The organism is Geobacter sp. FeAm09 (assembly GCF_008330225.1).
Taxonomy (GTDB): Bacteria; Desulfobacterota; Desulfuromonadia; order Geobacterales; family Pseudopelobacteraceae; genus Oryzomonas.
On sequence record NZ_CP042466.1, the window covers coordinates 3,967,913 to 3,988,888 of the forward strand.

At 62.0% G+C, this 20,976-nt stretch carries 14 protein-coding genes, 2 tRNA genes and 2 pseudogenes; 9 read left to right on the forward strand and 9 right to left on the reverse strand.

Going from position 1 to position 20,976, the window contains the following annotated elements; translation table 11 throughout:
- The first annotated feature begins 47 nt into the window (after positions 1-47).
- Positions 48-1,097 (forward strand): MlaD family protein, encoded by a 1,050-nt coding sequence (locus FO488_RS18645; protein ID WP_149211943.1) that lies wholly within the window; start codon positions 48-50, stop codon positions 1,095-1,097.
- 35 nt (positions 1,098-1,132) lie between these two features.
- Entirely contained in the window at positions 1,133-1,987 is an 855-nt protein-coding gene (locus FO488_RS18650) for a carotenoid biosynthesis protein (protein WP_240732055.1), read from the forward strand.
- A 261-nt stretch (positions 1,988-2,248) separates the two neighbouring features.
- Here FO488_RS18650 and FO488_RS18655 read toward each other — a convergent pair whose 3' ends face one another.
- Positions 2,249-2,995, reverse strand: a complete 747-nt coding sequence (locus FO488_RS18655; RefSeq protein ID WP_149211945.1) for a phosphorylase — start codon at positions 2,993-2,995, stop codon at positions 2,249-2,251.
- A 110-nt stretch (positions 2,996-3,105) separates the two neighbouring features.
- Here FO488_RS18655 and FO488_RS18660 point away from each other — a divergent pair.
- Positions 3,106-3,196, forward strand: a tRNA-Ser gene (locus tag FO488_RS18660).
- 79 nt (positions 3,197-3,275) lie between these two features.
- On the opposite strand, the gene FO488_RS18665 is transcribed toward FO488_RS18660, so the two are convergent.
- Positions 3,276-3,596 (reverse strand): helix-turn-helix domain-containing protein, encoded by a 321-nt coding sequence (locus FO488_RS18665; RefSeq protein ID WP_149211946.1) that lies wholly within the window; start codon positions 3,594-3,596, stop codon positions 3,276-3,278.
- A gap of 346 nt (positions 3,597-3,942) precedes the next feature.
- Here FO488_RS18665 and FO488_RS18670 point away from each other — a divergent pair, with 346 nt between their 5' ends.
- Positions 3,943-5,574, forward strand: a complete 1,632-nt coding sequence (locus FO488_RS18670) for a methyl-accepting chemotaxis protein (RefSeq protein WP_149211947.1) — start codon at positions 3,943-3,945, stop codon at positions 5,572-5,574.
- A 13-nt stretch (positions 5,575-5,587) separates the two neighbouring features.
- The gene (locus tag FO488_RS18675; RefSeq protein WP_149211948.1) at positions 5,588-6,316 is read left to right on the forward strand and encodes a sensor histidine kinase; all 729 of its coding nucleotides are present in this window, start codon (positions 5,588-5,590) and stop codon (positions 6,314-6,316) included.
- A gap of 23 nt (positions 6,317-6,339) precedes the next feature.
- On the opposite strand, the gene FO488_RS18680 is transcribed toward FO488_RS18675, so the two are convergent.
- Positions 6,340-8,115: a CBS domain-containing protein gene (locus FO488_RS18680; protein ID WP_149211949.1), complete on the reverse strand. Its 1,776-nt coding sequence runs from the start codon at positions 8,113-8,115 to the stop codon at positions 6,340-6,342.
- A 235-nt stretch (positions 8,116-8,350) separates the two neighbouring features.
- Positions 8,351-9,955 carry a hydroxylamine reductase gene (gene hcp / locus FO488_RS18685; RefSeq protein ID WP_370514350.1) on the reverse strand — a complete coding sequence of 535 codons (1,605 nt, stop codon included), beginning with the start codon at positions 9,953-9,955 and terminating at the stop codon, positions 8,351-8,353.
- Positions 9,956-10,242: 287 nt separating this feature from the next.
- On the opposite strand from hcp, the pseudogene FO488_RS18690 reads away from it, so the two are divergent.
- Together FO488_RS18690 and dtd are read left to right on the forward strand one after the other, a co-directional pair.
- A pseudogene (locus FO488_RS18690) lies at positions 10,243-11,345 on the forward strand (DUF362 domain-containing protein).
- 228 nt (positions 11,346-11,573) lie between these two features.
- Positions 11,574-12,011 (forward strand): D-aminoacyl-tRNA deacylase, encoded by a 438-nt coding sequence (gene dtd / locus FO488_RS18695; RefSeq protein WP_149211951.1) that lies wholly within the window; start codon positions 11,574-11,576, stop codon positions 12,009-12,011.
- Positions 12,012-12,017: 6 nt separating this feature from the next.
- On the opposite strand, the gene FO488_RS18700 is transcribed toward dtd, so the two are convergent.
- From FO488_RS18700 to FO488_RS18710, 3 genes are all read right to left on the reverse strand, one after another.
- Positions 12,018-12,611, reverse strand: coding sequence for a hypothetical protein (locus FO488_RS18700; RefSeq protein WP_149211952.1), 594 nt, complete (start codon positions 12,609-12,611; stop codon positions 12,018-12,020).
- A 250-nt stretch (positions 12,612-12,861) separates the two neighbouring features.
- A tRNA-Pro gene (locus FO488_RS18705) sits at positions 12,862-12,938 on the reverse strand.
- 60 nt (positions 12,939-12,998) lie between these two features.
- Complete coding sequence (locus FO488_RS18710; protein WP_149211953.1) at positions 12,999-13,799, reverse strand: arylamine N-acetyltransferase; 801 nt, start codon at positions 13,797-13,799, stop codon at positions 12,999-13,001.
- Positions 13,800-14,065: 266 nt separating this feature from the next.
- Between FO488_RS18710 and nadA the strand changes: the two genes are divergently transcribed.
- On the forward strand, positions 14,066-14,980 hold the full coding sequence (nadA, locus tag FO488_RS18715) for a quinolinate synthase NadA (RefSeq protein ID WP_149211954.1): 915 nt from the start codon (positions 14,066-14,068) through the stop codon (positions 14,978-14,980).
- Between the two features lie 419 nt (positions 14,981-15,399).
- Positions 15,400-18,573: a PAS domain S-box protein gene (locus FO488_RS18720; protein ID WP_149211955.1), complete on the forward strand. Its 3,174-nt coding sequence runs from the start codon at positions 15,400-15,402 to the stop codon at positions 18,571-18,573.
- Between the two features lie 38 nt (positions 18,574-18,611).
- On the opposite strand, the pseudogene FO488_RS18725 reads toward FO488_RS18720, so the two are convergent.
- Together FO488_RS18725 and FO488_RS18730 are read right to left on the reverse strand one after the other, a co-directional pair.
- Positions 18,612-19,270 (reverse strand): annotated as a pseudogene (locus FO488_RS18725) (MlaE family ABC transporter permease).
- Between the two features lie 179 nt (positions 19,271-19,449).
- Positions 19,450-20,904, reverse strand: coding sequence for a hypothetical protein (locus FO488_RS18730; RefSeq protein ID WP_149211956.1), 1,455 nt, complete (start codon positions 20,902-20,904; stop codon positions 19,450-19,452).
- Between the last annotated feature and the right edge of the window lie 72 nt (positions 20,905-20,976).

Genomic DNA, 20,976 nt, shown 5'->3' on the forward strand with positions numbered 1-20,976 from the left:
GAGGCACCGGAACCAGGTGCCGTCATGCCACGGTAGGAGAATCACGTATGACCCTGTCCCACGAAGCAAAAGTCGGCCTGTTCTTCATCCTCAGCATCGTCCTGTTCGGCCTGATGCTGGAGGTGGGCAATCGCTGGAAGATCTTTGACCGGGGAGTCCCCTACAAGGTGTTCCTCTCCTCCACCACCGGGCTCAAGCAGGGGGACGCCGTCAAGCTGGCCGGCGTCGAGGTGGGGACGATCGAAAAGATCGCCGTTCAGGACGGCAGGGTGCAGGTGGACTTCGAGGTCAAGCCGGGTACCCATATCAAGCAGGACACGGTGGCCAGCATCCGCATGACGAGCATGCTGGGCGGCCAATTCCTGGGGCTTTCCTTCGGCTCGCCCGCAAGCCCCGAACTTCCTCCGGGCAGCACGGTAAAAAGTACCGAAGCGTTCGGCATCGACGCCATTATGGATAATGTGGGGGGGCTGACCAAGGACGCCAAGCAGCTGATCGTCGATCTGAACCGCAACCAGAACGAGGTCATGGCCAAGGTCTCCGCCATCCTGGACGAGAACCGTGCCGCGGTGAACACCTCGCTCAAGAGCATCTCCAGCATTACCACCAAGATCGACCGGGGCGAGGGCGCCCTGGGGATGCTGGTGAACGACAAACAGTTGGGGCGGGACATCCGGGACGTGGCCGGCAGCCTGAAGACGGTCAGCGCCCGACTGGAGCGGGGCGAGGGGACGGCCGGCAAGCTGTTGACCGACGACCGCCTCTACACCGACGCCCTGGCCACGGTGCGGGAGATGCGTGACGGGATGGGGTCGCTGAACCGCATTGCCGCCCGCATCGACAAGGGGGAAGGGACGGCCGGCAAACTGGTCAACGACCCGGCCCTCTACAACGAACTGAAGGACACGGTGGCCAACTTGAAGGAGATTACCCGCAAGATCAACAGCGGGGAGGGCACCATCGGCAAGCTGGTCAACGACGACAAGCTGTACCTGAATGCCATATCGACCCTCAAGAAGACCGAAAAGACCATGGAAGGGCTGCAGGACACCGGCCCCATCTCGGTTATCGGCAGCGTCGTCGGCACACTGTTCTGAGCCCGGCCATGGCACCCGCAACCGGTAGCAGTATTATGGATATCGTCCTCGGCACCTTCACCATGCGCCCCTACGTGTTTGCCTTCTTCGGGGCGTACCTCCTGGCCTGCGTGCCCCATGTGGGGTGGCGCAGGACCATGCTCTTCACCCTGGCCGGCTATCTCATCGCCTTTGCCTCGGAGTGGCTCTCCATCAACACCGGCTTCCCCTACGGCTGGTACTACTACATCGACACCACCAGCAGCAGGGAGTTGTGGCTTGCCGGGGTGCCGTTCTTCGATTCGCTCTCCTACGTCTTTTTGACCTATTGCAGCTACACCACGGCCCTGTTCATCATTTCGCCCCTCAAGTCCTGGCGCTGGAACGTGGCCACCCTGGAGACGCGCGCCATCCGCCGTTCCCTGTCGGCGCTGGTCCTGGGGGCGTTCCTGCAAACCTTTCTCGACATCGTGATCGACCCGGTGGCCCTCCAGGGGCGGCGCTGGTTTCTCGGGCAGATCTACGGCTACCGGGAACAGGGCCTCCACTTCGGCGTGCCGTTCTCCAACTATTGGGGGTGGCTCTTGACCAGTTTCTGCCTGGTGGCCGCCTTCCAGATGATCGACGCCCGCCGCCTGGACGACGCGCCCAGGGGCGTCTGCAACCTCCCCTTCCGCTCCCTTTTGGGGCCGGTCCTCTACCTGTCGGTGCTCGTCTTCAACATCACCATGACCATCCTGATCGGCGAGCGCTTCATGGCCCTGTGCAGCATCCTTGTCTACAGCCTGCCGCTGGTGATGGTCGTCACCCTGGCGCTGCGGCGGGTCAACCGCTACACCAAGGAGGAGTTCGGCGACCATGTGCGGGACTACCCCTGGTCCCCGGCGGCTACCACGCCGAAAGCCCGCTAGCTACCTCCCCGATACACGGCAAAACGGCAATTCTGCCACTGGGACGCAGAGAAAACCACGGGGATTTTCACCTGTTGTTCCGGCGATTACATGGGCAAATCCTGGCGTAGGGGCGCATTGCATGCGCCCTGGTTGGGCGAATAGCAGTTCGCCCCCACGGTTCGGATCTGCAGCCACCGAGACAATACCGTCAGATCAGGAATAAAGAACAGGGATAAAGGTTGCCTGATCCTTATCCCTGTTCATCTCCGTGGCTAATGTTTATAGGGACGCCAGCAACCGGGCGACGGCCTGGGCAAGGCTGTCCGTGGCGATGCGGCTGTTGCGGGCCAGGCGGATGAGCTGGGGCATGATCCACGGCTTGCGCAGGATGGTGAGGGCGACTTTGTGGGGGCGGATGCGCAGGTCGCGGTCGGTGAACTCGTCCAGGGAGAAGCCCAACTCCTCGTCGGCCGGGTCGCTGACGGTGCGGATGCCCAGGAAGGGGATGCCGTGTTCCGCGGCCACGATGGCGATGGCGGCGCTCTCCATCTCCACCACCGGGCAGGAGGCGCCGGGGGGGAGCAGCGGGGCGAGCTGCCTTTTCTCCATGATCGTGGGGGTGCCGGCAAACAGGCTGGCGAACACCCGCGCACCCGCCGCCGACTGCCGGGCGACGAAGTTGTGCCCCGCCGCGGCCAGCTCCACGGGGACCTGCTGAACCGTCCCCTGGGCGACGATACACAACTCCCTGCTCACCGCCACGTCGCCGACGCGCAGTTCCGGCGCAACGCCGCCGCACAAGCCGGCCGAGATCAGCAGGTCGGGGCGGTATTCCCCCAAGAGCGCCTCCACCGCAGCCGCGGCATTTTTGAAGCCCATGCCGGACTCGACCAGCAGCAGCCCACATTCCGGCGTGCGGCGGCAAAAAGCCCTGAAACGCCCGATCCGCAGGGACTCAGCCGCCCCGGCGGCCTTCCGGCAGGCCCGTGTCTCCTCGGGCATGGCGGTGATGATGGCAATGTTCATAACGTGGTCGCTCCTGGCCGGACTGTACAATTATCGCGGCTGTTTTTCAAAGCCTAATATGAAATGCTGGACAAATGCCTCCGACTATACTATATTTTCCGTTCACTTGCGGAGAGATGTCCGAGAGGTTGAAGGAGCACGCCTGGAAAGCGTGTGTACGTTAATAGCGTACCGAGGGTTCGAATCCCTCTCTCTCCGCCATGAAGCATAACGGCACCGTCCGATGCAGTTTAGAAGGCCCCCGGGAAACCAGGGGCCTTCTGCTTTTCACCGTCGGCCCCTACTCCCTGAAGACGCTTACGATCCGGTAAACCAGCCGCTGGTGCTCTTCCTTCATCCCCTTCATCATATTTTCCATGTTCTCGACGCGTATGTCGGGGCTTTCCAGGTGTATGAAGTCGAAAAGATCCTTGATCGGCCTGCCGAGCGCTTTGGCAATCAACTCCACGCGATTGAGCGAAGGGTAGCTGCTGCCCACCTCGATGCGGCTGATGTGTTTCGGCTCGACCCCCACGATCTCGGCCAGGTGTTCCTGAGAAAAACCGCATGATTTCCGTAATTCCTTGATGCGGGCCCCCAACAATTCTTTGGTGGATTTCATTTTTTACCCCTGAATTCATGTGGTTATTGTGACAGGCCTATAGAACATTGCTGCATCAAAATATAAACAATATTTAATAACGATTTTATTGACATAATCATCATTAAATGGGTAATTATCGTCATTGTAGGTAGATATAGCGCCATGTAATCCACATTAAATAGGTATATTGCATGGCGGGGATGGCAGGGTCGGGAGGGGCGCGATAAGGGACGGATAGGCATGAAACCGCGTGTGGTCGTGGTCTCGGCGGTGCAAGCTGCACTGGTGTCGTGGTAAAAATGGGTGGCCATCGGGTCCCCCTGTTCAGGCAGTCGGCTGTACATATCCCAAAGGAGAAGACTTCATGAACTGGTTTGGAAACCTCAGGATCGGCACGAAACTTTTTACGGCATTTGGCTGCGTCATCGCCCTGACCGCGTTTCTGGGCTTTTTCGCCATCTACCAGATGGCGCGGGTGAACCAGGGGGCGGTCCAGTTGGGGACCGATTGGATGCCGAGCACCAACTCCATATCGTCCATGACCTCCAAGCTTGGGCTGTTCCGCCGGGCGGAACTCCAGCATGCGCTCTCCACGGCGGGACAGGACAAGGACTCCTACGAGAGAATCATGGCGGGGACCCTTGCCGATCTGAAAAAGGAGGAGGACGCCTATCAGAAGCTGATCAGCACCCCCGAGGAAAAAAAGCTGTATGAAGAGTTTACCAAAGCTTTCGGCCAGTATCTGGACACCCACAAGACATTTATCGACCTGTCGCGCCAGAACAGGAACGATGAGGCGATTGAACTACTGCGGGGCGATGCCAAGAAGTTTTACGACCAGGCTGAAGGGGCCCTGCTGAAGGGCATCGAGATCAACATCAAGGGTGGCGAGGCTGAATATCGGCATGCCGGGGCCGTCTATGGCGCGGCCCGGTCGCTGATCCTCGGCATGCTCCTGTTGTGTGTCGCCGCCGGCGTCGTTCTCGCCGTGGTGATCGCGCGCGCCATCAGGCGTCCTTTGGAGGAGGGGGTGGAGGTGGCCCACCGTCTTGCCCGGGGAGACCTGACCATGGAGGTCCACGTGCTGTCGCGGGACGAAACCGGCCAATTGATGACGGCAATGAAGGAGATGGTCGAAAATCTGCGCCAATTGATCACGCGCACCGCGGACATCTCCGCTTCCATCGCCTCGGCCTCCAACCAGCTCCACTCCACGTCGGAGCAGATCGCCACCGGGGCCGAGGAGGTGGCGTCCCAGACCAATACCGTGGCCACCGCCAGCGAAGAGATGTCCGCCACCAGCGGCGATATTGCCCGCAACTGCACCATGGCCGCCGATGCCGCCCGGCAGACGACCGATTCCGCCACCGCCGGGGCCGAGGTAGTGAATGAAACCATCGGCGGCATGAACGTGATCGCCGAACGGGTGCGCCAGACCTCGAAGACGGTGGAGGCGCTGGGGGCGCGTTCGGAGCAGATCGGCGATATTGTGGGGACTATCGAGGACATCGCCGACCAGACCAACCTGTTGGCGCTGAATGCCGCCATCGAGGCCGCGCGCGCCGGGGAGCAGGGGCGGGGGTTTGCGGTGGTCGCCGATGAGGTGCGGGCCCTGGCGGAACGCACGACCAAGGCCACCCGCGAGATCGGGGAGATGATCAAGGCCATCCAGGGGGAGACCCGCGAGGCTGTGCATGCCATGGAAGTGGGGGTCAGCGAGGTGGAGAAGGGCGCGGTCAGCTCGCAGAAATCAGGCGTGGCGCTGGACGAGATCCTCGGCCGGATTAACGAGGTCGGCATGCAGATCAACCAAATCGCCACGGCGGCCGAAGAACAGACCGCGGCCACCGGCGAGGTGACCACCAATATCCAGCAGATCACCGACGTGGTGCAGCAGACCGCCCGCGGCGCCGAGGAAACCGCTGCCGCCGCCGCCCAACTGGCGAACCAGGCCCAGGAACTGCAGAGCCTGGTCAGCCGCTTCAAGCTGCCCTGAGAAAGGAGGCCCCGTGAACGATCTGCCGGCCGCCGCGGGCGGAGAGCCCGCCGCCGTCTTTGTCGGCGGGATTGCCCACGACTTCAACAATATCGTCACGGTCATCGCCGGTACGGCCCAGCTCATCGAACTCAGGTCGGCCCCCGGCGACCCCGCCGGACGGCTGGCCCGGCATATTATCGAGGCCACCAGCCGGGCCTCGGTGCTGGTGGCGGACCTGTTGTCGTTCAACCGTGCGAGGGCCGCGGAGCCTGCCCAGGCGGACCTCAATACGGTTGTGGGCAATGCCGGCAGGTTTGTCGAGCATTTGGTCGGCGAACGTATCGCCCTTGATCTGGCGCTTACCGATGGGGAGCTGCCGGTCTCGGTCGATGCCTACCAGATCGAGCAGGTATTGCTGAACCTTGCGGCCAATGCGCGTGACGCCATGCCGTACGGCGGCCGGATCACGATCACGACCGGTTGCCCCGATGGGGGGGATGCCGCTGATGGGGAGGCGCCGGCCGGGCCGGGCCGGTATGCCGTTCTGACCTTTGCCGACAATGGGGCGGGCATGGATGCGGAGACGAGGGAGCGCATCTTCGAGCCGTTTTTCACCACCAAGAAGGATGGCCGCGGTACCGGTCTGGGGCTTGCCATGGTGCGTTCCGTCGTGGAGCGGCATGGGGGAACGGTTGCGGTATCCAGCGACTTCGGGGAGGGGACCTGCGTCGTCCTCCGGCTCCCCCTGCGGCAGGATTAGCACCCGGTGCGGCGGGCCGGGCCTTATGCCACCCGGTTGTCCTGCTGGCCGTTTCCCGGCGGGGGGGTGTAGCGCTGGAAGTCGTTTCTGCCCGCCTCCTTGACCCGGTACAGGGCGATGTCCGCATTCTTCAAGAGGGTTTCCGCATCCCCGCCGTCATCGGGGAAGTCGGCGATCCCGATGCTGGCGGTGACGGAGAGGGGGCGGCCGCTGCAGACGAACGGCTTGTTGAACGCCGTGACGATCTTGGCGGCGGTCACGGCCGCACTTTCCGCCGAGGCGATGGACGGCAAGAGCAGCACGAATTCGTCCCCCCCCATGCGCGAGACCGTATCGCTCTTGCGCAGGAGCCCCCGCAACCGGTCGCCCACCGCCTGGAGCAGCAGGTCGCCCATACTGTGTCCCAGGCTGTCGTTAATATCCTTGAAGCGGTCCAGGTCGAGGATCATCAGCGCCCCCCGCGTACCGGTGCGGCGCGCCGAGGCCAGGGCCTGGCCAAGCCGGTCGTTGAGCAGTATCCTGTTGGGGAGCCCGGTCAAGGCATCGTGGTACGCCAGGTGGTGGATCGTATCCTCGTGCTGCCGGCGTTCGGTGATGTCGTTGAGCATCAGCACGAAACCGGCCAGTTTGTCCTGCTTGTCCAGGATGCCGGACAGGCTGCCGTCGTAGTAGAAGGTGGCCCCGTTCCGGTGTATCTCGACGGGAAAGGTGCATTTCCCCTCACTCAGCACGGTCTCCCGCGCCCTCATCAGGCCGAGGGGGGCGATATCCTCCAGGATGAGCACCTCCGCCGCAGAACGGCCGATGACCGAAGCCGCTTCATACCCGAATACCTGCTCCGCCACCGGGTTGAAGTACTTGATCCGCAAGCTGCTGTCGGTGGCGACGATCGCCATGCTGATGGAGGAGCGGAGGATATTGTCCAGAAAGATCGTTTTGTCCAGAAGTTCCCGGGCGGTCTGCTGGAAGATGTTCTCCTTCTTCCGGATGATTTCCTTCAGGGACTCGATATAGCGTCCTTCCAGCCCCTTGATGATATCGGACTGGGTGATGATCCCCTCGATCCTGCCCTCCTTGTCGACCACCACCACCCGGCGGATTTTCTCCCGCTTCATGGCCAGGGCGGCATCGTACACCGTTGTCCCGGTGGTCACGGTCAGCACCGGGCTGCTCATGGCCCTACTGACCGGAACGGTTGCCAGGTCAACGCCCTCGGCCACCAGACGGACGGCGTCCCGCTCGGTCATGATGCCCAGGGGCTGGCGCTGGTCCGCCACGACCACGCAACTGATCCCCGGGCCGGCCATGATACCGAGGGCCTCGCTGATGGGGGCGTCGCTGGCGACGGTCATGACGCCGGTGGTCATGACCTGCTCGATCTTGCGCAACTCCACGAAGTATTCGTGCCCCAGGTGGTTGATCAGGTCGGACTGGGTCATGAGCCCCAGGATCCGGCCGGCATGGTCCACCACGACATGGTGGCGGATCCTGTTGGTGAGCATGAGGCTGTAGGCCTCGTAGATGTTCAGATTGCCGGAGATGGTCACCACCGGGCTGGTCATGAGGTCGCGGATCGGCCGGTTGCCGAAGGGCACCTGCTGGTTGGCCAGCTTGACCAGGTCGCGCTCGGTGAAGATCCCCAGCGGCCTCTTCTTTTCCGCCACGATGAGGCAGCTGATCCTGGCCCGCGCCATGGTGGCCACCGCCTCCTCCGCCGGCGTTTCCGGCGTGACGCTGATCACCTGCCGGGAGATTATCTGCCGAATCCTCGTTTTTGTCGTGCCTGTGGTCATGCCCATTGGTCCCGTCCCCTGAATGATTGCCAAACTTGTCTGCCGCGGCCCCACGCACCATGAAAGGGGACCAAATATATCCAATACCACATTCCTGAGCTCATTTACAGTCACAATGCCGAGATCAGGAGAAAATAGTCACACTGCAAACAGGTAGTTAGGTGGAATATGCGCCAGAAACGCAACAAAGGCGCGGAGCCGAAGCCCGCGCCTTTGTCGTTGAGATGCGGCAGGAAAAAGATTATCCCAGGATCGCCTTCATGTCCGCCTCGACCGTGGTGATGGGGCCGATGTTGAAGTTCTCCACCAGGAAATTGAGAACGTTGGGGGAGATGAAGGCCGGCAGGGACGGGCCGATCTTGATGTTTTTGATCCCCAGGTGCAGCAGGGTAAGGAGGATGACCACGGCCTTCTGCTCGTACCAGGAGAGGATCATGGAGAGCGGCAGATCGTTGACCCCGCAGTTGAAAGCGCCTGCCAGGGCCACGGCGATCTGGATGGCCGAGTAGGCGTCGTTGCACTGGCCCACGTCCAACAGGCGCGGGATGCCGCCGATATCGCCGAATTCCAGCTTGTTGAAGCGGAATTTGCCGCAGGCCAGGGTTAGGATGACCGTATCCTGGGGGAGCTTCTCGGCGAATTCGGTGTAGTAGTTGCGCCCCGATTTGGCGCCGTCGCAGCCGCCGATCAGGAAGAAGTGCTTGATGGCGCCGGACTTGACCGCCGCGACCACCTTGTCGGCCACGCCCAGGACGGCGTTGTGGCCGAAGCCGGTCAGGATCTCCTGGCCCGGATTGTCGGGGAAGCCGGGCAGTTCCTGGGCCTTGGCGATAACCTCGGAGAAGTCCCAGCCGCTCACATGCTTCACGTCAGGCCACGCCACCAGACCCCAGGTAAAGAGGCGGTCCTTGTAGGTGTCGGACGGACGCTGGATGCAGTTGGTGTTGAAGATGATGGCGCCGGGGAAGTTGACGAACTCCTTGGCCTGGTCCTGCCAGGCGCCGCCGAAGTTGCCGGCCAGATGGCCGTATTTCTTCAGCCCGGGGTAGCCGTGGGCCGGAAGCATCTCGCCGTGGGTGTAGATGTTGATCCCCGTGCCTTCGGTCTGCTTGAGCAGTTCCTCCAGCATCTTCAGGTCGTGGCCCGAAACCAGGATGGCCTTGCCTGCCTTGGTGCCGAGCTGTACCGGCGTGGGGACCGGATGGCCGTAGGCGTCGGTGTGGGCGTTGTTCAAAAGCCCCATCACGGTCAGGTTGTGCTTGCCGCACTCCATGGAGAGGCCGACAAAGTCCATGAGCCCCAGGTTGGGGTCGGTGGTGGCGGCCAACGCCCTCTGGACAAAGGCCAGCACCTCATCGTCGCTGCGCCCCAGGATCATGGCGTGGTCCAGGTAGGCGGCCATGCCCTTCAGGCCGTACATGAGGATCTCGATCACGGAGCGGATATCCTCGTTGACGTGCTGGGCGTTGATGCCGTACGCCTCGCCCTGGGCAATCATGCCGTTCAGGTCTTCGGCAGGCTTCCATTCGGCCACGGGGCCGGAGAGGGTGGTGCCCCTGGCGGCCAGGGCGGCGCGGGCCTTTTCCTTGAGCTCAAAGCAGTGCTTGATGATGCCGCCGATGCGGGGCGCGTCGAAATCCACGTTGGTGACGGTGGTGAAGAGCCCCTCGATGGTGAAGCGGTCGATCTCCGGGTCGCGTCCCAGCTTGTCGGCATAGAGCGCCAGGCTCTTCAAGCCGTAGAGCAGGTGGTCCTGCAGGGTCGCTACCTCGGGCTTCTTGCCGCATACGCCGGAGATGTTGCAGCCGACGCCGTTTGCCGCCTGTTCGCACTGGTTACAGAACATTCCCATAGTTGTTTCCTCCCGTGTGTTGAGTGCCTGAATAAACTCGCAGGTGAGTTTTGAGCGTTTCTATGGTATGAACAGTATACCGGATCTTTCCGGCTTTGCTTGACCCGGGTCAAAAAAATAGAATTAGGGGGTTGTTGAAAAACAGCCATCTCGCCACCGTCCTCGAAAGCCCATTTGTGCGGCGTAGCGCTGCTACGCCTCCGCTGGGCTGTCTGCGGGTGCGACGATCTGACTATTTTTGAACAACCTGGATTTTTCAAGAAACCAGTTAGGAGGAAACCATGTCCAAGGTGTATTTTGCCGATATGCGGGCCAGTCATAAGGAAAACCTGTTCGACAAGATCGGCAAGCTTTTGGCCCTGGCCGGTATGGGGCAGCACATCGCCGAGGGGGATCTGACGGCGGTCAAGATTCATTTCGGCGAGAAGGGAAACAGCGCTTTCATCCGCCCGATCTTTGCCCGGCGGGTGGTGGAGGAGATCAAGAAACTGGGGGCCAAGCCCTTTCTGACCGATTCATCGACCCTCTACCCCGGCGAGCGCAAGGAAGCGGTCTCGGCCCTGGTCTGCGCCATCGAGAACGGCTTCGGCTATGCCTGCGCCGGGGCGCCGCTGGTCATCAGCGACGGCCTGCGCGGGGTGACCGAGACGGATGTGGCCATTGACGGCGAACTGCTAAAAAAGGTCCATATCGGCACCGAGATCGTGGAGGCCGACTCGCTGGTCTGCCTGAGCCACTTCAAATGCCACGAATTGACCGGCTTCGGCGGGGCCATCAAGAATCTGGGCATGGGGTGCGCCAGCCGCAAGGGCAAACTGGTGCAGCACTCCACCGTGGCTCCCAAGGTGGCTGAAGCGTATTGCACCGGGTGCGGCGCCTGTCTCAAGGCCTGCGCCCACGACGCCATCAGGATCATCGAGGGGAAGGCGACCATCGATCCCGGGCTCTGTGCCGGTTGCAGCCGCTGCATCAGCATCTGTCCGGTGAAGGTCATCAACGTCCAATGGAACGAGGCGGCCGACCTGGTGATGAGGAAGATGGCCGAATACGCCAAGGGAGCCGTGACCGGCAAGGAGGGACGGGCGGTCTACCTGAGCTTCATCACCCAGGTATCCCCCGCCTGCGACTGCTACGGTCACGCCGATGCGCCGATCGTCAACGACATCGGCATCTGCGCCTCCACCGATCCGGTGGCCATCGACCAGGCCTGCGCCGATCTGGTCAATGGAGCCCGGGGCAACGAGGGGGCGGCCCTGAAGAGCGGCCATGAGCCGGGGGGGACAAGTTCCGCGGCGTCTACCCCCAGATCCCCTGGGAGGTGCAGTTGGAACATGGCGAAAAGGTCGGCCTGGGGTCGAGGAGCTACGAACTGGTCAGGATCTGAACGGGCACATCTGCCGCAGTGCCGCGGCGGCAGGTAATGGGGACCCTGAATCCGTGACGCCTTCATGCCTTCGCTGGTCCGGAAGTCCTCTGCCTTTGCGTTTGAATAGAGTGCGACAATCAGGCGGCGGACGGGCCTCGTGAGTGGGCTGTTACGACATGGCGACGCGCGGGCTCCGGATCTTCCGGACGTTGCGGTATTCCGGCGTCACGGATTCAGGGAGACATTATGAAAGCAGTTGTCCAACGCGTCAGTTTTGCTTCCGTTACCGTGGATGAAAGGCTTGTGGGCCGGATCGGGAAAGGTGTCCTGGTCCTTTTGGGCGTGGAGAAGGGGGATGACGAGTCGCGGGCCGACTGGCTGGCGGAAAAGATCGCCGGCCTGCGCATCTTCGCGGATGAGGAGGGGAAGATGAACCTTGCCCTCGCGGATGTGGAGGGGGCGGTCCTGGTGGTGTCCCAGTTCACCCTGGCCGGCAATTGCGACAAGGGGCGGCGCCCTTCCTTCGATACGGCGGCAGCGCCGGAGGAGGGCAAGCGGCTGTACGACCATTTCACGGCGGCGGTGGAGCGGCTCGGCCTGCCGGTGCAGACCGGCATCTTCCAGGCCGACATGAAGGTGCACCTGGTCAACGACGGGCCGGTCACCTTTATCCTGGAGCGCTGACGCCGGTCACCGGTTGATGCGCAGGTCGAGGACCACCCCCGGCGGCAGCGGCTGGCCGTTGAACAGATCGGCCGGTGGGCTGGGGGTTGACGATGTGTTTCCGAAGGCGTACTCCAGGACGGCATGGCGCCCATTATCGTCAAGCCAGACGATCCGGTCGTTCTCCACGCCGCTTTCCTCGCCGGCGGTATAGGATTTGGTCGCGCGATCACGGCAGTCAAGCGGGTCGTTGGTCGCGTTGATGGAATCCAGGCACCGCTCCAGGTGCTTTGCCCGGGCCACGATGTCGCGGCCGGCCCTTGCCAGCTCCTTTTTCCCCGCGATCTCGCCATATCCCATGGCGCCCGAAAATGCGGTTCTGATCCAGCCCCCCTCGACGCTCCTGATTACCCATGCGGTGACCAGCACCCCATCCGTCCGTTTTTCCACGGTAATCGACGCCGGGCACTTGGCCGGCGGCTTGCCCGACCATTTTTGGGTTCGGTTGATCTCGCCGAAGACCTTGGTGGTGCAGGTGGCAAGCAGCGCCACGTCACCGCCATGGGCCGGGACGGCGGCAAGCATGAGCAACAGTGCAAGCAGTGAAGCGGGATAACGCATCGCCTTCTCCTCGTGGCCGGCCGGGCCTGTGGATTTGCCTCCAGTATAGCACGTACCGCCGCCGATGGCATGAGTTTCGGCAGCGCCCTGCGGGCGGCTTTCGCCCGCGCGCCCATTCCTGCCTTGCTTTTGGAGAGAAACGGTGGCATAACGCGAAAGGCTGTATACGGAAAAAGGGGGGGCGAAGCGCGACGGCAGACGGGACGAAAAAGGGGCCAACCCTATCCGGCTGACCCCTTTGGTGTTTGAATGGTCGGGATGACTGGATTTGAACCAGCGGCCCCCTGCTCCCGAAGCAGGTGCGCTACCAGGCTGCGCTACATCCCGAAGAATCTTTTTTCTAACGTGTTCGATGCGTTTTGTCAAGCGGAAAGACGACATACGCCGCTACTCGGCAAATACCCCCTGGAGACGTGCCTCAAGCGCGGCAACATCCAGTCCCGCCAGACCGAAGTAGTCTTCCAGCGCCTGGACCAGCCCGGTGATTGTCTGCAGCGGCACCTCCCGTTCGCCGGTGCCCTCCACAATGCGGAGGGTGCGTCCCCGCAGGGTGACGCGACCGTCTTCCCGGTTGAGCGCTGCCATGGGTAGCTGGGTGAAGATGGAATCCGGATGGGTGGAGGTGTAGTGGTTGGCGGGGATATAGTCCTGGGAGCGGACGGTGCAGGGAAGCAGGCTGTACAGGTCCCGCCAGCCATTGTCGGAGAGCCGTGCGAGCATGGTTTCGCCGTTGGCGGCGGCGGTCAGGCGGAAGGTGTCCGATCCCTGCGCGAACGGCTGCTCCAGGCGCCACGGCAGTGGTTCCCGCAGGGTTCCGCCGCCGAAACCCGCATCGCACAGGTACGTCGTTCCGGCAACCGTCACCCGTATCGCCATGTGGGTGGGGAGAGGGGCGGGCGCGCCGTTGACCCAGACCCTCCCCAGGAGCCGCTCTACGGAGTATCCCAGGGTTTCCAGCGCCCAGGCGAACAGGCTGTTCAGCTCGAAGCAGTAGCCGCCGCGGCCGCGTTCCACGACTTTGGCCAGGATATCCGCCGGTTCGAGGCTGATGGCACAGCCTTCCAGGATGGCGAGGTTCTCGAAGGGTACGCGCAGCACCATGGCCCGGTGCAGTTCCCGGAGCCGCTCCAGGGGGGCTGCGGGCAATGACGTGAGGCCGATGCGCTGGAGGAATCTGTCGAAGGCCATGGTGCGTGGGGCTCCTCAGGAGGGGGCGGAGGTGTGCCGCACCCCGAAAATACCCTTCTCTAGCCGGTTCCGGGGACATTGTCAACGGGAAAGGCGGGGCGGGCGCCCTCAGGATGGCTTCGGCACCGGGAGCGTCATGCCTTGTTTTTTGAGGCACTTTCGGGTAGCATGGCCGCCTGCGTGGCCAGGGCGGACGGGATGACGGAACGCGAAGGGCCGGGAAGGAAACCAGCGGTGGACAAGCATCTCCGGGAGGATCGGGAACGATGAACGACAGTATCGGACAGGAAATCAGGGATCTGCTCAAGGCGCACAATGCCGTGCTCTTGGCCCATAACTACATGCGTGACGAGGTGCAGGAGGTCGCGGACATCACCGGGGATTCCCTGGCCCTGTCCATGGAGGCGGCCCGGACCGGGGCGGATGTGATCGTCTTTTGCGGCGTGCACTTCATGGCCGAGTCGGCCGCCATCCTCTCCCCCGACAAGAAGGTGCTGCTGCCCCGCCCCGATGCCGGCTGTCCCATGGCCGACATGGTCACGGTGGCGGAGCTGGAGGCGCTCAAAGCCAAACATCCCGGCGTGCCGGTGGTGACCTATGTCAACTCGTCGGCCGAGATCAAGGCCCACTCCGATATCTGCTGCACCTCGGCCAACGCCATACGGGTGGTCAGGTCGCTTGCGGAGGACGAGCTCATCTTTGTCCCGGACCGCAACCTGGGGCGCTGGGTGGCCCGGTTCGTCCCGGAAAAACGTTTCGTCTTCTGGGAAGGGTTCTGCCCGACCCACGAGCGCATGACCGTGGCGGCCGTCGAGCAGCAGAAGAGTGAACACCCCGACGCCCTGTTCATCTGCCACCCGGAAAGCGCGCCCGAGGTTTCGGCCCTGGCCGATCACGTCTGTTCCACCAGCGGCATGTACGACTACTGCCGCACCAGCCCGGCAAAAAAGTTCATCGTGGGCACCGAGGCCGGCATCCTCTACAAGCTGCGGCTGGAAAACCCCGGCAAGGAGTTTATCCTGGCCTCGCCGGCCCTCATTTGCCCCAACATGAAGCTGACCTCCCTTGAGGACGTGCTCTACTCCCTCCAGACCATGTCGCCGGTGGTGACCGTTACCGAAGCGGTCCGCGCCAAAGCCAGGCAAGCCCTGGACAGGATGCTGGCCGTGCCGCGGGACTGACGGCTGTTTGAACATCGTCACGAGACAGGCATACCGCGGGATGCTGAACTTTTAGCGGGGCGACAATACCGCTCCCCATACGTTCCTCCGGCGGTTCTCTCCGCGTGGTTTTTCGCCCTGCCGGCCCATCATGCCCACCACGTCAACGACATCCTCCCCACAATCCGGACGGCCATGGCGAAACCGGTCTCTGGAAGGCCGTACAGCGCTTTGATCGGTTTGTTGTTACGAGCCGCGCCAGCAGTGTTGTTCCATCTGAATCACCTTGACATCGTTTGCCGCACTGTTAAAATGAAATTAGTGCTGACTAATTTAGTGACGTTCCGGGCCAGGGAGAGCTTTTGGAAATCGACAAAGATGAAAGCAGTAAATTTTCGCTTTGGCACGCCACCCCATGGCTTTTAGCCGGGCTCATAGCAATGCTTGGCGCACTGCTGAGCTTCAAGGTGGCGAAGATCAGCGCCGAAAACCGTCTGAGCGATGCAAAAAGCCAGGCCATCAGCGACCTTGCAACTGTCCGGGCCCGGCTTGAGGCGGTTGCCAATTCCGTATTCAGCGCCACCTCCGGCCTTGTGAATGTCGTTGGGTACCAGGGCAACATCAGTCCTGAGCTCTTTACCGCCCTCGCCTCTCAGGCAATCAAATCGCACCCCCATATTCGTACTATTGCGCTGGCCCCGGACAACAGGGTGGCCATGATTTATCCCGTTACCGGCAATGAGCGGATGCTGGGGCTGCATTACTCGACCATAGCCGAGCAATACGGTGCTGTCGAAGAAGCCATGCAGACCCGCGTTCCCATACTTTCCGGGCCCCACAAGCTGATCCAGGGGGGCGAGGGGTTTATCCTGCGTTCTCCCGTGTTCACCGGCAAGGGTGCTTTTCGCTCCCGGTACTGGGGGGTGGTTTCGATTGTCGCCAGTGTTAAGGATCTCATGGAGGCAGGGGGCATTACTTCTTCCGCGAACCTCGAGATTGGGTTGCGCCAGGGCAAATCCGCTTCCGGCGGGGGCGGGTCGCCGATCTGGGGCGATGACTCCGTTTTCAGCCGCCAGCCGGTAAGCATGACCGTCGCTATTCCCGGGGGGGCATGGCAGATTGCGGCTATTCGCAAGGGTGGTTGGCCTACGGTAACCGTTTTTGCATCCCCGCTCTTTTATGTCGGCTTGCTCAACAGCATTTTGCTGGCCGGATTTGCGTGGGTCGCCGCCTCGCGCCACCATCGCGTGCAGGGTGAAAACCGCAAGTTGCTGGAGGAGGTCGAGGAGCGGACCAGGATGGAAAAAGAACTGCGGCTTTCCCAGCAAAAATATTTGAATATCTTCAATATGATGCCGGATATGGTGGGAATCACCCGTTTGGCGGACGGCACGTTGATGGAGGTCAACAACGGTTTCGAGGTCTGGACCGGCTGGCAGGCCTGCGAAGCCATCGGCCGCACCTCCCTTGAGCTTGGCTTGTGGGACGAGGAAACACGCTCCCGGGCCATAAGTATTGTCAAGGAGACCGGACGGCTTGAGAACTATGAGTTTCTGTTAGGCACCAAATCGGGCGAGAAGCGTAACGCCCTGATGTATCTGACCACCATAAAGGCCGGGGGGGAAGATTGCCTCTATTTCATGGCCCATGACATCACCGCGCTGAAACAGGCGCAAACCATCCTGGAAAATGAGCGCAGCAGGCTGCGCATCCTGATCCAGACCATACCGGCCCTGGTCTGGATGAAGGATGCCGATGGCATCTACCTTATCTGCAATTCCCGATTTGAACGTTTCTTCGGCGCCTGCGAGCCTGATATCATCGGCAAGACGGATTATGATTTCGTCAACACGAAACAGGCCGACATTTTTCGCGAAAATGACCGCAAGGCCATTGCCGCCGGGAAACCGACCATAAATGAAGAATGGATCACCTTTGCCGATGACGGCCATCGTGAGTTGCTGGAAACCACCAAAACCCCGGTGCGGGATGCCGAAGGAAACCTGATCGGCGTGTTGGGGATCGCCCGCGACATCACCGAGTACCGAAGAACCGAGGAGGAGCTCAAAACCGAACGGCTGCGTTTCAGGAACCTGGTCGATTCGGTCGACAGCATTGTCTGGGAGGCGGATGCCGAGACCCTCTCGTTCGTCTACGTGAGCCAGCAGGCGGTGCGGCTCCTGGGCTACCCCGTGGAGGAGTGGTATCGGCAGGGGTTCTGGGTTGATCACCTGCACCCGGAAGACAGGGAGTGGGCTCCGGCATTTTGCATGAAAAAAATCGCGCAGGGCCAGGACCATGATTTCGAATTCCGCTTCATCGCCTGCGACGGGCGGGTCATCTGGCTGCACGACATCGTGACGGTTGTTACGGAGGCTGGCCGACCACGCTGGCTGCGCGGCATCATGGTCGACACCACGGAAGCCAAACGGGAAGAGGCGGCGAAGCTCAAGTTGGAGGCCCAACTGCGCCAGGCGCAGAAGATGGAGGCCATCGGCCGGCTGGCCGGAGGGGTCGCCCATGACTTCAATAACAAGCTGGCGGTCATCTTGGGCTATGCCGAGATGGCCAACAGGGCGGGGAGCGGAGCGGAGCGCTATCGTGACTACCTTGGCCGGATCATCAAGGCCGCCGGCCAGTCGCGGGAGATCACGCGCCAGTTGCTGGCGTTCTCGCGACAAGAGGTGGTCTCGCCCCGGGTCATTGACCTCAACGACGTGGTTGCGGATTCCCAGAAAGGGTTGTGCCGCTTTATCGGCGAAGACATCCGTCTCGAGGCTCGTTTGGCTGAAAGGCTGTGGCCGGTCAACATCGATCCGACACAGTTCGACCAGATCATCATGAATCTGGTGGTCAATGCCCGCGATGCCATGGCGGACGGCGGCAGCCTGACCATTGAAACGCGCAATGTCAGCATCGGCATGGCCTCTGCTGCCGAGCATCCCGACGTGCCGCCCGGCGACTATGTGCAGATGACCGTCAGCGACACGGGCTGCGGCATGGATCAAGAGACCCTGCAGCATATCTTCGAGCCCTTCTTCACCACCAAGGAAGCGGCCAAGGGGACCGGGCTCGGCCTTGCCACCGTCTACGGCATCGTCAGCCAGAACCAAGGGGTCGTCAATGTTTGCAGCGAGCCGGGAACGGGTACAACGTTTGTCATCTATTTCCCGCGGTGCGATGATCTGGCGTCCGCTCCGGAACCGGCCGAACCGGCGCTGCAGCTTGACCACCCGGCCACGATTCTGCTGGTGGAAGACGATGACTCGGTGCGGGAAATAGCTGCCGAGATATTACAGGAGATCGGCTACACCATCCTGATTGCGGCAACCGCGCGGGACGCAGTGGAGATCTGCACCGACAGCCGCAGACGCATCGATCTGCTGCTGACCGACGTCATCATGCCGGAAATGAACGGCAGGGAACTCTCCCACCGGATCGCGGCCCTGAAACCGGATATACGGGTACTCTTCATGTCGGGCTACACTGCCGAGGTCATAGATCAGAAAGGGATTCTTGCCGAGGGTCTTCAGTTTGTCCAGAAGCCGTTTGACCGGGCCGTCCTGCATCGCAAGATCCAGAGCATTTTGCATGATAGCGCCACGTCCGGCTGAAAGCGGACGATGGTTGTCGGCGGCATCATGCTGGGTTGTTACATCAGTATTCGCGTGAGGAAATAATCCGCCACCAGGATCAGCATGAAGGAGAGCACCACCGACCGGGTGGTGGAGACGCCGATCCCCCGCGCCCCCCCGAGGTGTTGAAGCCCACGTAACAGCAGATGATGGCGATGATGCCGCCGAAGACGAAGGATTTGGTCAGGCCGGCGGCGATCTCCCGGAATTTGAGCGCTGTGCGCAGGGAGTCGGTGTAGGTGGCGTAGGAGATGAACAGCCGGGGATGGAGATGGCTGATGATGGCGCCGCCGAGCATGCCGACGCAATCGGAGTAGACCGTCAGGACCGGTACGCAGATCAGGGCCGCGATCAGGCGCGGCATGGCCAGGTAGCGGACCGGGTCGATCTCCAGGGTGGTGAGGGCATCGATCTCCTCGTAGACCTTCATGACGCCGATCTCCGCCGCCATGGCGCTCCCCGCCCGTCCCGCCACCAGGAAGCTGACCATGACCGGCCCCATTTCCCGTACCATGGAGAGGCCGACGATGCTGCCGACGATATCCTGGGTGCCGTACTTGGAGAGCTCCACCCCGGTCTGCAGCGCCAGGACCATGCCGACGAAAAAGGCCATCACCGAGGCCACTGGCAGGGTCTCATAGCCGATGATGGCCACCTGGGCCAGGATGGACGGCATGTTGCGGGGCGCTTCGCGGAAGGCGAAGACGGTCCGTTTGAGCAGGATCAGCACCTCGCCGACGATGCCGAAGGAGTAGAGCAGTTTTTTGCCGATGAATTCGAGAAATCTGGTCATTGTCTGTCCTGAAAGATGCCTGCTCCCGCACGGTCCGAAGCGGCCATGGTGTACAGCATACCCTATATCCCGAACGGTATCCAGAAGATACTCAGGGATGTCTTCCCCTTGTCCGTGGCATAGCCGAACAGCCCCTTCAACAGTCTGAATTCGCTTCCCTCCCGGGCGGAGCGGTACGACACCAGCGGCGAAAGCTCCCAGGCGCTCTCGTTGCCCCGTTTCTCACGCCAGAAGAGGTTCCAGAGGATCGACGTGGCGCCGTTGCCCTGGCCGTCCCACGTGCTGATGAAGATCCTCCAGAGCGGCGCCAGGTTGCGCTCGACCCCCTCGTTCCAAATGACCGGCTCCACCAGGGCGGGCATGGAGAGCGTCCTCAGGCCGTTTTCGTCCCTTTTCCAGGCGTAGAGCGGCCAGAAGGCGCTCTGGGCGCGCTCTTTGCCCGCCTGGGGCCAGGATTCGTCCGAGCGGTGGAACAGGAAATAGAACAGGCTGGTCTTCTCCTGGCGGAACAGGGGGGAGTCGATGGTCGAGTTACGGTAGATGGGCCACATGACCCAGCGGCTCCCTCCCTCCTTGGCCCTGGTTTCGGCGTAAAAGGGGAGATAGCGTTCGGTGGTGGCGGTGGCGCTTTGGGTGGTCATCCAAAAGGGCCAGAGGAAATCCCGCTCCACGACCGCTCCCGTACCGTCCCGCACCACACCGCACAGGGGCCAGAGGACGTGGGTCGAACTGCGCTGCGGCGACTCCGACGAGGCGTAGAACGGCAGCAGGTACAGATTCCTGGTCGGATTGTCCGTGTCCAGGCCCAGGCGCTCGTCGCTGTAGATCGGCCAAAGGGCGAAGCGCTTCTCGTAGACCCCCTCCTTGTGTGACTGGCCGTACAGGGGCCAGACGGCGAAACCGCTCTCCTTTTCGCCCGACACGCTGTTGAAGATCGGGTAGAGCCAGTTGGTGGAGGTGGTGCCCCGCTTTACGGTGCGCCCGTAGAGGGGGAAGAGGACGTAATGGTACTCGTCGCGCCAGAAACGCTCGTAGATGTCCCCGTACAGGGGGAATACGGAGGTGTAGGGACCGTATTTGTCCGAGCTGCCGCTGATGTAGAAGGGGAACAACATGCTGCTGCGCCGTTCCTCAGCCGTGCCGGAACGTTCGGCGTGTTTTCGGAACAGGTGGAGCACCTGGGTGTCGGAATCGCTTTCGCTGCTGCTGGTGCCGGCCAGGGGGTAGAGGATGTCGCTTTCGTCGCCCGCCGGGGTCGATTGGGTGAAAAAGAGCGGCCTGACCGCGGTCCTGGTCGTATCGCCATTGTGCTCCCGTTTGAAGAGCGGCCCCAGGATGGAGAGGTTGCTGTAGCCGGTGGCCGGGCTGGAGCGGTAATCGAACAGCGGCCAGAGGGTGACGATGGCCCCTGCTGGCGTCGGTGGCGGCGTCTTCGCAGGTCCGGCGGTCTCCTCCCCATGGACGAGGGCGGCGCTTACGAGCAGGACCGCGAGGCAGTGTGCAAAGGTTGTTCTCATCCATACTCCCGGGAAACGTCAACGGCAAGGGGCATTATTCCTTATCGGCCCGGGAGAGTCAACCGCGAAAGG

What these genes read in the sequence shown, in the direction of transcription:
- FO488_RS18645 (WP_149211943.1), top strand. Translation starts at nt 48, where the DNA reads ATGACCCTGTCCCACGAAGCAAAAGTCGGCCTGTTCTTCATCCTCAGC.
- FO488_RS18650 (WP_240732055.1), top strand. Translation starts at nt 1,133, where the DNA reads ATGGATATCGTCCTCGGCACCTTCACCATGCGCCCCTACGTGTTTGCC.
- FO488_RS18655 (WP_149211945.1), bottom strand. Translation starts at nt 2,995, where the DNA reads ATGAACATTGCCATCATCACCGCCATGCCCGAGGAGACACGGGCCTGC.
- FO488_RS18665 (WP_149211946.1), bottom strand. Translation starts at nt 3,596, where the DNA reads ATGAAATCCACCAAAGAATTGTTGGGGGCCCGCATCAAGGAATTACGG.
- FO488_RS18670 (WP_149211947.1), top strand. Translation starts at nt 3,943, where the DNA reads ATGAACTGGTTTGGAAACCTCAGGATCGGCACGAAACTTTTTACGGCA.
- FO488_RS18680 (WP_149211949.1), bottom strand. Translation starts at nt 8,115, where the DNA reads ATGGGCATGACCACAGGCACGACAAAAACGAGGATTCGGCAGATAATC.
- hcp (WP_370514350.1), bottom strand. Translation starts at nt 9,955, where the DNA reads ATGTTCTGTAACCAGTGCGAACAGGCGGCAAACGGCGTCGGCTGCAAC.
- dtd (WP_149211951.1), top strand. Translation starts at nt 11,574, where the DNA reads ATGAAAGCAGTTGTCCAACGCGTCAGTTTTGCTTCCGTTACCGTGGAT.
- FO488_RS18700 (WP_149211952.1), bottom strand. Translation starts at nt 12,611, where the DNA reads ATGCGTTATCCCGCTTCACTGCTTGCACTGTTGCTCATGCTTGCCGCC.
- FO488_RS18710 (WP_149211953.1), bottom strand. Translation starts at nt 13,799, where the DNA reads ATGGCCTTCGACAGATTCCTCCAGCGCATCGGCCTCACGTCATTGCCC.
- nadA (WP_149211954.1), top strand. Translation starts at nt 14,066, where the DNA reads ATGAACGACAGTATCGGACAGGAAATCAGGGATCTGCTCAAGGCGCAC.
- FO488_RS18720 (WP_149211955.1), top strand. Translation starts at nt 15,400, where the DNA reads ATGCTTGGCGCACTGCTGAGCTTCAAGGTGGCGAAGATCAGCGCCGAA.
- FO488_RS18730 (WP_149211956.1), bottom strand. Translation starts at nt 20,904, where the DNA reads ATGAGAACAACCTTTGCACACTGCCTCGCGGTCCTGCTCGTAAGCGCC.